This window comes from Pseudoalteromonas sp. SaAl2 (assembly GCF_052947895.1).
In genome coordinates, this window is record NZ_CM129605.1 from 1420570 (window position 1) to 1434373 (window position 13804).

At 38.7% G+C, this 13804-nt stretch carries 10 protein-coding genes and 1 pseudogene; 8 read left to right on the top strand and 3 right to left on the bottom strand.

Translation table 11 applies throughout. From position 1 onward, the window contains the following. Window positions 1-18: 18 nt before the first annotated feature. The gene (locus ACU8V8_RS07000) at window positions 19-432 is read right to left on the bottom strand and encodes a hypothetical protein (protein WP_446889268.1); all 414 of its coding nucleotides are present in this window, start codon (window positions 430-432) and stop codon (window positions 19-21) included. A 207-nt stretch (window positions 433-639) separates the two neighbouring features. Then, entirely contained in the window at window positions 640-1554 is a 915-nt protein-coding gene (locus ACU8V8_RS07005) for a M14 family metallopeptidase (protein WP_446889269.1), read from the bottom strand. A gap of 334 nt (window positions 1555-1888) precedes the next feature. Here ACU8V8_RS07005 and ACU8V8_RS07010 point away from each other — a divergent pair, with 334 nt between their 5' ends. From ACU8V8_RS07010 to ACU8V8_RS07040, 7 genes are all read left to right on the top strand, one after another. Further along, window positions 1889-2152 carry a CBU_0592 family membrane protein gene (locus ACU8V8_RS07010; protein WP_087533711.1) on the top strand — a complete coding sequence of 88 codons (264 nt, stop codon included), beginning with the start codon at window positions 1889-1891 and terminating at the stop codon, window positions 2150-2152. Between the two features lie 121 nt (window positions 2153-2273). Next, window positions 2274-4253, top strand: coding sequence for a TonB-dependent receptor plug domain-containing protein (locus ACU8V8_RS07015; protein WP_446889270.1), 1980 nt, complete (start codon window positions 2274-2276; stop codon window positions 4251-4253). 27 nt (window positions 4254-4280) lie between these two features. Continuing rightward, window positions 4281-6017 (top strand): sensor histidine kinase, encoded by a 1737-nt coding sequence (locus ACU8V8_RS07020; RefSeq protein WP_446889271.1) that lies wholly within the window; start codon window positions 4281-4283, stop codon window positions 6015-6017. Next, window positions 6014-7378 carry a sigma-54-dependent transcriptional regulator gene (locus ACU8V8_RS07025; RefSeq protein WP_446889272.1) on the top strand — a complete coding sequence of 455 codons (1365 nt, stop codon included), beginning with the start codon at window positions 6014-6016 and terminating at the stop codon, window positions 7376-7378. The genes ACU8V8_RS07020 and ACU8V8_RS07025 overlap by 4 nt, the downstream gene beginning before the upstream one ends. 196 nt (window positions 7379-7574) lie before the next feature. Beyond that, window positions 7575-8540 (top strand): porin, encoded by a 966-nt coding sequence (locus tag ACU8V8_RS07030; protein WP_446889273.1) that lies wholly within the window; start codon window positions 7575-7577, stop codon window positions 8538-8540. 10 nt (window positions 8541-8550) lie between these two features. Then, window positions 8551-10023 carry an SLC13 family permease gene (locus ACU8V8_RS07035; protein ID WP_446889274.1) on the top strand — a complete coding sequence of 491 codons (1473 nt, stop codon included), beginning with the start codon at window positions 8551-8553 and terminating at the stop codon, window positions 10021-10023. Between the two features lie 100 nt (window positions 10024-10123). Next, window positions 10124-11566 carry a coniferyl aldehyde dehydrogenase gene (locus ACU8V8_RS07040; RefSeq protein WP_446889275.1) on the top strand — a complete coding sequence of 481 codons (1443 nt, stop codon included), beginning with the start codon at window positions 10124-10126 and terminating at the stop codon, window positions 11564-11566. A 24-nt stretch (window positions 11567-11590) separates the two neighbouring features. On the opposite strand, the pseudogene ACU8V8_RS07045 reads toward ACU8V8_RS07040, so the two are convergent. Continuing rightward, window positions 11591-12317 (bottom strand): annotated as a pseudogene (locus ACU8V8_RS07045) (tetratricopeptide repeat protein). A 513-nt stretch (window positions 12318-12830) separates the two neighbouring features. On the opposite strand from ACU8V8_RS07045, the gene ACU8V8_RS07050 reads away from it, so the two are divergent. Beyond that, window positions 12831-13688 (top strand): DUF6279 family lipoprotein, encoded by an 858-nt coding sequence (locus ACU8V8_RS07050; protein ID WP_446889276.1) that lies wholly within the window; start codon window positions 12831-12833, stop codon window positions 13686-13688. Window positions 13689-13804 lie beyond the last annotated feature (116 nt).

The window sequence follows — 13804 nt, forward strand, 5'->3', positions numbered from 1 at the left end:
CGGGAAGGTTTTTAAAGTTTAGAATGCAGGCTCTGTTATCATTTTATCAATATATGACTTTGCCTCATCTAAGCTATTAAATAAGTAGTCATGAATGTTTAAGTGATTCATGCCTGCATTATTCAGTACGCGTTGCATTTGGTTTATAGCAAGGGTTGAACCTAAAATATAAGCACTGGCGATACAGCTTTCTTTAAACATATTGGTTGTTAAATTAACAAAACTTTTTTCTGCGTCAGGGGTAGCAGCTTGCACTGAGAATGAATTACTTATGTAACCCCAAGGAGCCCCTGCGAATTGTTTAACACAGGTTAATAACTGATGACTAAACTCATTAGCTAAACGCTCATTAATATTGCCGGCAAAGCTAGCTGTAATAATGTTGTTTTTATGTTGCAAAGTGACGTGACCATACTTATTTTTAAATTCCAATTTCTATCCTTGCCAAACCAAAAAGAGCGCGAATTTTATACAAATACAAGCTTAAGTCTAGTTCTTTATTATCGAATTACGTGTTTTGCATAAATTTTCTACCATTTTAATTGTTTGCAGTTTGTACAGCTTTAAAATTGACCAAAGTAGATATTCTATCCTAAAAAATTAGGCTTTACGTCTATATACTTTGGTCAAAATTGTTAATTATTTTGCTAAAATGTAATCTAATCCGCCAGTAATAGCGGCAACTTGGGCAAGTATACACTCTTCATCTGTCGCTGTGGGGCTATCTGGGTAAACCTCTGTGGTGGTTACATATTTCGCATCTGTAAAGCCCATACATAAACCTAACTCTCGAGCGCTGTAATTAATTACTCCCAGTTGCTCTTGAGGCACACCAATTAATTGATTGTTTTCATCACTTGGCGCAATGTGAGTGGCCTGTGCAACTGTGTTAATAATCGCTGTTTGAAAATCAGGTTGTGGTTTTACTGAGTCTGCAACGAGGTAAAATCCATCGGGTATATTCCAATTTGTATTTACCGTACCTTCACGGGCTGCAAGGGCCGGTCTAAACTCGCTGTTATCTGTGTCAGTGGTTTCATGTAAATCAATATGTGCAATCGGCGCGATATTGTTGTTTTGCATATAGGCCATTATAGCTGCTGACTCAGGAGCTGGGCTTTTAGCATAAAAAGAGCGGTTAGGATCTATGGCCGCAGGGTTCCAACGATTAATCGTTTCGTATCCCCAAGGGCTGATACAAGGAGCAACAAGTAAATTAAAATGTTCACTGTATTGCGCAGCCTTAGTCTTTACAAATCGTAATGCCCCATGTACACCACTGGTTTCATAACCATGAACGCCACCTGTGACTAATACGCATGGTTTATCAGCTTGCCAGTTTTTAGATTTGATAACATAAAGCGGGTAGTGTTCAGTGTCGTACTCCAGTGCACCGTACTGCTGAACATCAAACTGTTCGCTTAATTCATTAATCTCAGAGACAACTTGCTGCTGATAGCTGCGCTTAATAGTTTGTTTATTAAACCACTGTTGTTTTTCTTGGTTTGACCAAGGTGTCCCTGTAGTGCCAATTGGGTATCTATTTTCGCTCATAAAACCTTCATCTTTAACAATAAAGGGCATAGCTTATCTATGCAGGTACTTTAGCGCAACTAACAGGCATTAATACCGCAGTATAAATTGGCATATGGTCGCCTATGCATATTAAATAAATAGACACGAAGGTGTGCTTTCCCTTCGAGAGAATGGGTTGTTTTAGCAGCAATCCCTTGCTTACTTTGTCTAATAGGGGAGGACATTTATCCTGTGTTGTTCAAAGAAGTTTGTTAAGATCACCCGGTTTGCTGTTTCAATGAATGAAAACAACCCTCCCCATGGAATGGGCCAGTAGTGTGGGTGATTATCGTAATGGACAAGGGAACCCCTCGTGATTGCACTTTTATTTGATATTATTGGTATGACAGGTACTTTTTTGGTGGTTGGCGCGTTTTTTATGCTACAACTTGGTAAAGCAACACCTACTGGCTTGCTTTATAATATGATGAACCTTTCAGGTGCTATTTTATTGCTTATAAGTCTTTGCTATAACTTTAATTTAGCAAGTTTTGTTATTGAAATATTTTGGATAGCAGCTTCGTTAATTGGCTTGTATAAATATATTAAAGCGAAACGCACTACAGTTACTGCTTAACTAAATGTAAATAGTTAGAAAAAAACCTCACGCCGTCGTGCATTTGTATTATTATTGTTAATAGTAGTTTGTGTAAACAATCTAATAAATTCAATATAAATCCTAGGTGTAATGCGGCGTAATGACTCTAAAGCATTTTTTTTGTATCTTTTTCTATTTCCACACGGCTTCCTTATTTGCAACTGAGTCAAATGAATTATTCACTATGCAACTTGAAGACTTACTAGAAGTACAAGTGGATATTGCATCGAAAACACCAGAAACAATTGCATCAGCTCCTTCTACAATCACAATATTTAATGAAAAATCTATTCAATTATTAGGGGTTGAAAGTGCCTACGAATTAATGAATTTTGTGCCAGGTATGCAGTCTACCCGAGGCGATTGGGTTGGTGCTGTACCAAAAGATCATGCTCGAGGTGTCTATTTAGATAGCGGCAATATATTAGTGATGATTAATGGTGAGCGAATTAACGAGTCATCCTTTGGTAAAGCATCTGTGTATATGCCGTTTATCCCAATTGAAGTCATCGATAAGGTTGAGTTTATTCGTGGCCCTGGTTCGGCTTTATATGGCAGTAATGCATTTCTCGGTGTAATGAATATAATTACTAAGCACACCGATAATACCTTAGCCGCTATGATTGGTACTCACGGTAAGTATGGTATTTCTGCCAGCATCTCTAAGCAGTTTAACGATGATCTAATGGGCTTTGCGTCAATTACAGTAAACCAAAAAGAGGGAGAAAATTACCCGCAAGGAGTAAAAGACCCGCTGCAATCAGTGTATTTTGAATTTGGTCTCGATATAGCCGAGTTACAGTTAAGAGGTCGCTATAATCAGGTTGAACTCAATGAGTTTATTAATTTAGCTGGCTACTCGAAACAAAACCAGCACAACAGTGAAAATAGTTTTGTGTCACTCGCTTACAGCATCATAAAAAACTCGACGACAGAACTTGCCACTAAAATAGCTTATTCAGATCACAAAATAGCCAGTGCTGGATTGATCTTAGCGGGGGCGGATAACCTTGATGCAAGTGATGATTTTTTATTAGGACCTGATTGGCAAACCACTGATTTGAATCTAGACATTGATTATAGCCATCACTTTAATAATGACTGGGTGATAAATGCAGGCTATGAATATGTAAATTCAAAACAAATTTCAGCAGATGTACGCACTAATTATTATGACCAAGTGAGCGGTGAAATAATTGTTGAACAACCCTACTATTTAGGGGCTATAAAGACGATTAAAGACTATTCCGCATTTAAAAACCTTAAAGCTACGTTTGAAACACACAGTTTATATACACAATTAAAACTACCTTTATCACATCAATTCACATTATTTGTGGGTGGGCGCTATGATGACGTTAAAAACATCGATAGTAAACTTTCTCCTAGAATAGCCGCTATTTACCAACCAAGTTTAGCAAACACAGTTAAATTGCAATATGGTGAATCATTTAGGACACCTGTGACGAATGAGTTATATTCCAATGATGATGTAACCGTGGGCAATACAAACTTAAAATCAGAATATGTTAAGACAACTGAGCTAGTCTGGCGTTATCAGGTAGAAAATTGGTATTTTAATACGGTGTTTTTTTACAACCAACTTAATGATTTTATTATCACAGTCCCTCACGCTTTTAAAACGAATATGTTCACTTTTGAAAATCAATTAGATGATATCAACCGTGGTATTGAATTGGATAGTCAGTGGCAAGTTGCGCCTATATTTTCATTAACGGGAACGTTTACGCAATACTTTGATAAACCAATGAATCCAACCTTTAAACGTTTTGCAACCCTTGTGGCGAGCTTTGATATGAAGCCAATGATGGTTAGTGTTAATACTATATGGCGAGATAGGGTGAGCGTTACAGGGTATGATGCAGCTAAATTTTCACAACCAAGTTACTTATTAATTGGCGCAGCGGCAAGCTATGAACTAACTGAGCAAAGTAATATATCCTTAAAAATTCATAACCTTTTTGATAAGCACTATGATAGTTTTGATCCTAGAGTGGCTGATGGTGCAGTCGCTGGAGTATCGAGAGAAATATCGTTACACTATCAGCTAAAATTTTAAGTTCTTCTCTTGCTAGCTAGGTAAATAATGCAAGCTCTATTAAAACGAAATGCAGTTTGCTTTGCAGTACTTCTGGCATTATTACTCAGTGCTTATTACTTTGGTCGTCATTACGATCTGTCTAAAAGTCAAAACCAAGCTGAGCAACAAGTTCAGCAATTGAGTCATTACTTAAAAGCCGAGTTAACTCGTTTTGCTTCAATTCCACATTTTATAAGTGATAATCAGCTGCTTAGTCAGTTTATTGAAAATAACGATCTATCAAACAATGCAATAAATAGTTATTTAGTAGATATTCAGCAAGCAAGTGGTGCATCTGACGCTTATGTGCTTGATACTAATGGAGATGTCATAGCATCTAGTAATTGGTTGTTGGATTACAGTTATGTTGGTAGTAATTTCGCGTTTCGTCCTTATTTTTATCAAGCCTTAGCGGGGCAGCCTCTGGCATATTTTGCCCTTGGCCAACGCTCCCAAGAGCGTGGTATCTACTTTTCAGAGCCTATTTACAATGCTAATCAAGTTATTGGCGTAGTCGTGCTGAAAATCAATGTATCTAAATTTGAAAATGATAGGCAATTGCTAAATACCTCTCAAACAAGTGATTTCTATTTGATGCTTGATGATGGTGTGATTGCTATGTCGAATCAGCCTAGTTGGCGCTTAAATACATTTCAGGAGTTAAGTGACACAGTCCTGCAAAAGCTGATTAATTCGCGAAGGTATCTTGATCATAAGCCAAATAATGTAAGTACTACAATAATTAACGTTCAAGGCATAAATCTATTAGACATAAAGCAAAATACAACAACGAAGCAGTATGTGTTTGCCGATGCGAAAATTGGTCAATTAAATGGAAAAATATCAGTATTAGTTGATGTGACATCGGTGAGCTTAGAGCAAATACCTCGGTTAATCTGGTTGAGTTTGTTTTATGTTTTAGCATTAGTTATAGGTTACAGCTTAATCGCACGTTTTGCCGGATATAAAAAGCTTCTATTTTCTCGCCATAGCCTTGAGCAAGAAGTGATTGAGCGTACCCAAGCACTTGAAAAGGCCCAACTTGCACTCATACAAACAGCAAAGCTGGCCACCATTGGCCAACTAAGTGCAGGTATTAATCATGAGATAAATCAGCCCTTAAGTGCGATGAACACATACTTAGTCAGTGCTAAAAGGTTTATTGCTAAGGGTGATATAACGGCAGCACAGAAGAATATCGTTATAGTACAAGGTTTAATTGACCGTGTTCACCAGATAGTTGGCCAACTAAAGCATTTTAGTAAACCAGCGCAAACTCAATTGCGCTCGATAAGCCTTGCTCAGTTATTAAAAAATGCAATGTTGATTGCAAGCGCACAATTAAAGCAAAATCAAGTAAAGGTAAAACCTATCCAGATTAATGATGCAGTTTGTGTTTGGGTTGATGGTATTAAGTTTGAACAGGTACTGGTGAATGTGATCACAAATGCAAGTCAAGCTATGGATAAGCAATCGGTTAAAGAACTAAGTTTTGAACTTGAACGTTTTGATGACAGAGTGAAGTTATCCATTTTAGATACCGGCCCAGGTATTGAACAACATGCTTTGAACTCAATTTTTGAACCGTTTTACAGCACTAAATCAAGTAATGGCTTAGGTCTGGGCTTATCTATTTCAAAACAAATTATTCAGTCATTTGATGGCTGCTTAACTGCACATAATAGGCCTAATGGTGGTGCCCAGTTTATTATAACATTGGCCTCAGATAAGGGAGCTTTATGAGCGAATTAAATCAAGATTGTAACCATGTCATTGTAATTGATGATGAGTTGATAATTCGAGATTCATTATCACAATTACTTTCGCTTGAAGGCTATAAAGTTCAATGTTTTAGTGATCCTATTAGTGCGCTTAGTAAATTAAATCGCCGTTTTAATGGTATTGTTTTGAGCGATATAAATATGCCAAAAATGGACGGCTTGGAATTGCTTGAACAAATAAAAGCTTTTGATAGTGAACTTCCCGTCATTTTTTTAACCGGTTTTGCTGATGTCTCAATTGCTGTTAAAGCAATGCAGTTAGGCGCATATGATTTATTTGAGAAGCCACTTACTGAGCAGTTATTAGATTGTTTAGCCCGAGCCTCTGATAAGCGTGCGTTAGTAATGGAAAATAGAGCATTAAAGCTAGCTGTTGAGAAAACATCTGCACCCGGGGTGAGAATTCTAGGTGACACCCCGCAAATGCAGCATATGATGCATTTACTTAACACTGTTATCGACACTCCGGCAGATGTGATGATCGAAGGTGAAACCGGGACTGGTAAAGAGCTTGTAGCGCGGTATCTACACGATCAGAGCACACGCTCTAATTGTAATTTTGTTGCAATAAACTGTGGGGCTGTGCCTGAGCAACTTATTGAGAGTGAGTTGTTTGGTGCAGTTAGTGGCGCTTACACAGGCGCTACCCAAAGTCGTCAAGGTAAGTTTGAATTTGCCCAAGGTGGCACCGTATTTTTAGACGAAATAGAAAGTACACCAATGGCTTTGCAAATAAAGTTATTAAGGGTTCTAGAGGAGCGTAAAGTAACGCCTGTAGGAGAAAACAAACCGATTGATTTAGATGTGAGAATAGTCGCTGCTACTAAGGTTGACCTATTACATTTGGTTGAGCAAGGCGAGTTTAGGGCTGATTTATATTATCGTTTGAATCTCGTTAAAGTAAGTATTCCAGCCCTTCGTGATAGAAAAGCCGATATTCCATTGCTATTTAAACACTTTAGCTCAATCGCTGCGACTCGTTTTCATAAAGCGCCAGCACCTCTTAATAGCGAAGCACAACAATACTTGATGCAATATGATTGGCCTGGGAATGTTCGGGAGCTGAGAAACCAAGCGGAACGTGCAGTATTACTTGGTGCCGAGCTTGCATTTGCAAAAACTAATAGACATCACAATGTCTTGCCTACTGATCTGAGTTTGGCTGAAAAAGTTAGCTTTTATGAGCAGTCGTTATTAGAAGAAGCCCTCGAACGTCATCAAGGTAGTATAAAAGACACAATGCAAACATTACAGCTCGCTCGCAAAACCCTCTATGACAAAATGAATAAGTACGGACTCAATAAAGAAATGTTTAAAGATTAATAAGCTTATAAATGGGTGGTTTTAGTGACAGGCGTTATAAAAAAATAGGTGTAAATCCACCCATTAATTTATCTTTTATTTTGTTTTTATTATCAAGTTGTTGATAATTAATTGGTTATTTTAATTGGTGCACGTTGGCAGTAAAGTTGCCTTTATTGATTAGGAACAACATATTCTCCTAACAATAGGGCACACAATGATAACAAAATATAAACCCCATAAAACCGCGCTGACTATTTTTACAGCGCTGACTACTTCAACAGCTACTTATCAAGCGTACGGCGCAGACTACGATATCTATGGCAAAGCTGAAGTGCAAATAGCTAAAACAGATACAGGTACTATGCGCTATGCGCAAGAAGGCACACAGATTGATGCACCTTTTTCTCGTATTGGTGTTAAAGGAAGTCATAAGCTGAGTGAATCACTCAGTGCAATTTTTAAATATGAGGTGCAGGTAAAGGGGTTTGAACACGATAATACCAGTGAACCTTTCAGCGCGCGTAATACATACTTGGGTTTGAAGGGCAGTTTTGGTCAAGTGGTTTTTGGCCGTAATGATACGCAATTTAAGTATTCTGAAGGTAAAGTAGATAACTTTAATGAGACTCAAGCTGATATTGCCCAGCTCTTACCAGGGCAAGATAGACTAGGTGACACGCTAACCTACACATCAAAATCGTTTTCGGGTGCACAACTATCTCTCACTTATGCACCTAAAGATGACAGTGCAAATAACGAAGGTGGGTATGCAGCTACAATAATTTATGGTGATCGTGGTTTAAAAAATAAAAATTACTATGTGGCTATCAGTCATGTTGATTCCCTCAATAATATTAATGCTACGCGTATAGCGGGTGTCTTTAAACAAGCGCAGTGGCAGTTTGGTGCAATCTATCAGCGCAGTGAATCACTTGATGGTAGTAAGTCGGGTAATGGCTATGTACTCAGTGCTAGTTACAAAATGGGTCAATGGGTACCAAAAGTACAGTTTGCTAGTGATGACTCGCAGTTGCGCCATGCGACTGATGGCAGCCAGTGGACTGGCGGTGTAGATTATGTATTTGATAAGCAAACAACCGCTTACTTGCTTTATACAAATTTAGACCTCGATCAACAAAGTGATAGCAGCCTTGCATTAGGCCTTAAGTATAAATTTTAGAGGATAAGTGATGAGTGTATTAACTAGTAATAATCAAAAGAAATCACCCCTCATGCAATACTTTATGCTATTGCTAGGACCGTGTGTTATGTTAATTACCTGCTTGGTAGATCCTCCAACAGGATTAAGTGTTGCAGCTTTTAGAGTCGCAGGATTGGCTTTTTGGATGGCTTCGTGGTGGGTCAGTGAGGTTGTGCCAATACCTGCAACAGCATTATTACCACTCGTGCTCTCGCCGCTTGCCGACATAGCAGCAATTAAAAGTGTTGCTGCACCCTATGCTCACCCATTAATATTTTTATTTTTAGGTGGTTTTTTAATTTCCATTGCGATGGAACGGTGGGGTCTTCATAAGCGTATTGCGCTTAAGACAATGATGTATGCAGGCAGTAAACCTAGTTTACAAATTCTTGCCATGATGCTTGTAACTGCATTTTTATCTATGTGGATGTCTAATACGGCCACGGCAGTGATGATGCTACCTATAGCGTTATCAATTACGCATTTAGTACAAAAATCAAACCCTAATAATAATGGCTTTGGCAAAGCGTTACTATTGTCGATTGCCTATGGTGCAAGTATCGGAGGAATTGCGACGCTAATTGGGACTCCACCGAATGCCTTAATGGCAGCATATTTATCTGACAGTTATCAAATAGAGATAGGTTTTGCTCAGTGGATGAAAATAGGCGTGCCGTTATCAATCACCATGTTATTGATTTGCTGGGTTTGGTTGACCAAATTTGCTTATAAAGTGGATAAGACCAAACTTGGTGCAGGAAAAGTTGATACTAAGTCTCTATTTAGCAAGCAGTTAGTAGAACTTGGCCGAATTCAACGCGCTGAGAAAGGTGTGCTATGCGTATTTACGCTGGCTGCACTATGTTGGATTTTTAGACCCTTATTGGCTGATTTTGCAGGCTTAAAGATATCAGATACAGGTATCGCTATTGCCGCAGCATTATTGCTATTTGTGTTGCCTGCCAACAAAGGCAGTGACGAGCGAATTTTAGATTGGAAAAGCGCCGCCGGTGTGCCATGGGGCGTGTTGCTATTATTTGGTGGGGGCTTAACGTTAGCTGCACAAATAAAATCCTCTGGTTTGGCCGAATATATCGCACACATGATAGAGGGAGCGAGTACGATCCCGCTGGTATTGAGTATATTAGTCATTGCTACATTGATTACCTTTCTTACAGAAATAACCAGTAACACAGCTACTGCAGCGGGCTTTTTACCTTTACTGGGCCCAGTTGCTGAGTCCGTAACAGGCACTCCGTTAGTATGGGTTATTCCTGCAGCCATAGCGTGTAGTTGCGCGTTTATGATGCCGGTTGCAACACCACCGAATGCAATTGTATTCGGTTCAGGACAAATACAAATACGCGACATGATACGTTCTGGCTTTGTATTAAATATCATTGCAATTGTTTTTATTACTTTAGTCACTATGACCATTGCCGCATCAGTATTTGATTTTTAATCAATTAGTTACCCAACCAAGAGTGCTTAGTTTATATTAAGCACTCTTTATTGCCCCTACCTTTAAACACCGTTATAGTGTCTACATATTAATCTTATTCATGGATACACGCTTGACTGAAAATGCAACGAATACATCACTGACAGGTGATTTAATGCCGCATTTTATACAGATGCAACAGCGCTTTAATGAAGCTCCTTATTTAGCAATTGCAGAACGGATCCGTTTACTTAAACAGTTAAAGCGTCAACTTATTGCACTTGAGAACGACTTGGTTGCTGCTACTTCAAAAGACTTTGGTTATCGTACTGCCTTTGATACTGTTATGGGTGACGTACTACCCAGTATTAAGGCTATAACCCATACAATTAAGCACTTACCAAAATGGGTAAAGGATTCACCGCGTCATCCAGGGCTGAGCTTGGCACCGTCTAAGGTATCGGTTAGCTATCAGCCCAAAGGCGTCGTAGGTGTTATTGCTCCTTGGAATTACCCAATTCAATTAGCTTTAGTGCCCGTGATCACAGCATTGGCTGCCGGTAATCGCGTTTTATTAAAAGTCAGTGAGTTTACCCCGCATACTAATCAAGTATTAAAGCAGCTATTCATTGAAGGGCTAGATGCACATTGTTTGTTAATTGAAGGCGATGCCCAGTTAAGTCAAGAGTTTTCAAATTTGCCCTTTGCGCATTTATTTTTTACCGGCTCGACGAATGTAGGGCGTCATGTTATGGCCGCGGCGAGTAAAAACCTAACGCCGGTAACTTTAGAGCTAGGTGGAAAGTCACCTGTAATTATCACCCGCGATGCAGACATTAACAAAGCAGCAAAAACAATCTTATTTGGTAAAATGTCAAATGCTGGGCAGATATGTGTGGCTCCCGATTATATATTTGTACCAAAAAATTTGCAGCACCAATTAATACATAGCTTATGTACTTTGTATAAAAAGTACTACCCACAAGGAGTTGAAGGAAAAAATTTAACCTCTGTGATCAGTCAGCAACATTTTAAAAGATTAAGTGAATTACTTAACGATGCCAAAGGTAACGGAGCGCAAGTAGTCAAGCCGCTTGATGAGAATATGGCTGATGAGCAAAAACACCGTATGGGTCTGCATATTGTGACACATGTGAATGATGGCATGGCCGTAATGCAAGAAGAAATTTTTGGCCCTATTTTGCCTATATTAGGATATGACAATATCTCCGAGGTAGTATCATTTATAAATGCGCGCCCGCATCCACTTGCTTTGTACGTAATGGGATATAACTCTGAGCTTATTCAAACGATTGAACTACAAACTCAAAGTGGAACATTTGCGTTTAATGATACCTTACTGCAAGTCACCTCTGATGATGCGCCATTTGGAGGGATAGGGGAGTCGGGAATGGGCAACTACCATGGCAAAGAAGGGTTTATAACTTTTAGCCATGTGCGTAATAAACTACACACAGGTAAATTCAACCCAAGACTGAACTTACTATTGACACATAATAAATTATTGGTCAAAGCACTTAAATGGTTGTACTTACGACCCTAAGACGTCAGTACAACCAGTGCGTTATTAATAAAGTCGGCCTTCACCGCCATATAGCCCAGCTTGTATGCGCTCGTATAGCTCATTGGCTTTTTCTTTTGCTTCAATGATTTCTGCGGGTAACATTTTTCGCTCGTCTAACTTTCTACTGTGACTGGCATTTAAATTACCATTAAATTCTGCCACTGTATTCCAGATGTAAGATTTTTTCAATATTCTTATCTACGCCTAAGCCCTCAAAGTACATAAGTGCCATATTAAATTGCGCTAAAGAATAGTTGTTACCAGCTGCTTTTTCGTACCATTTCATTGCTTGTTTGTAATCTTGAGCTACGCCATCACCATTTGAGTACATAACACCGAGATTAAATTGGGCAGCGGGCAGATTTTTTTCAGCTGCTTGTTTAAATAATGACACCGCCATTTGTTTATCTAGCTTAACGCCTTTGCCTTCATCATAGAGAACTGCGAGGGCAAACATAGAGTCTACGTGCCGTTTTTTTACTGCTTGTTGATATAAGTCAGCGGCTTTGCGGTAATTTTTAGTGACGCCGTGACCACCTTCATAAAGTTTGCCTAGTTCATACATACCAGGGGCATAGCCTTTATCAGCCAGATAATTAAATTCTTTTAATGCCTCTTCGAATTGACCTTCATTCGCTGCTTTAATACCTTCATCTAAGCCAGCATGAGTTACACACGGTAAGCTCAAGGCTCCAACCATTAACCATATTTTTAATTTAGGCTGCCACATGACAAGACCTCCAATCAATTTGAACTGTTTAATTTTAGCTCCAAGTAAGGGTAAACCCCAAACTATGGCTGATAATCAGAATTATGTAGATAAGATACAGATTTTACAGAAAATTTAAAGCAATAAAAAAAGCCCCTGAGGGGCTTTTCGGGTTCATATCAACCGTCACCGATATGAGCAATGTAGCAAGTAAGTGTGTTTTAATGCGGCGGCTTGGGTCGAGTAAACCGCTTTATTGAAGAAGCACGATCTTCATCAACATGTTAATAAAGGTCCAGCATCCTTACTGGTTATTCTTCCCTAGGCACTGAGGTCGGTACTGCCCATTAATTACATCAAGCTTTATACTTAATGAGTTGGGTTATTCTATGTTGATGCGAACGATTATTACTTAGTTTAATTGGTTGGTCAATAGTTAAATGATAATTATTTTCAATAACGTCAAAATCAATCGTTTACAGTTCATAATAAGTTGATTAACGTAAGGTAAAAGATACTTTAGGCTGATTATACATGTTGAAAAAAATAGTAAATTTAAAAACAGGGCTATTGTTAGCTTTCATCCTATTATTGGGTGGCTGTTCGGCAAGTTTTACTTATAACAATATAGGCTGGCTGTCAGGGTTTTGGATTGACGACTATGTCGACCTAGATAAACAACAAACTAAAACGATAAAGCGATTAGTAAAGGAGACTCGTGATTGGCACCGAAAAACGCAGTTACCCTTGTATAAGAGCGATCTTGTCCATTTACAGCAATTATTAGCGCAATCACCTTCGCAAGCTGAACTGATCACGCATTTTACCAATTCAAAAGGTCATTGGCAGACATTAGTTAATAAAATTGCACAACCACTCATTGATGTCGCAATAACACTCGATCCTGAGCAACGTCAATACTTTATCGAGGCAATTAAGGAGCAGATGGATGAAGAGCTACACGAGTTTTCTGAGCAAACAGCTAAAGAAAGAAAAGCCGAGCGTTTAGAGGAGCAGCTGCAAAGGTATAAGGACTGGCTAGGTAAACTATCAACTGAACAAGTTAGTTTAATTACTGAGGCTAATGAGCAACACATATCCACGTTTGTAATGTGGCAACAATACAAACAAATACGGCTAAATGCGTTAGCTGATACATTTTCTGACCCCTTACTTTCAGCACACCAGTTTACAGAAAATATGATGCGAATTATTACTCAGCGTCATGCTTTTATGAGTAGTGAGTTGAATGTGGCTGATGAACAAAACCTTGCACTTTATGCCAAGCTATTGGTTGATTTAAGGGTTACCTTGTCCGCAGCGCAAATTAAAAAGGCTCATCAGAAGTTTAATGAGATGATCGAGCAAATTGATGACTTGATTATCGGGTAAGTTGAATATATTGAGTTTAGTGTGATTTAAGCTAAGAGCAAAAGCCAATAACAATAAACCCTCATTTTTATTGGCTTATTCAGCTATTTACCCTTGAGATATGGCTAATTCGGTTT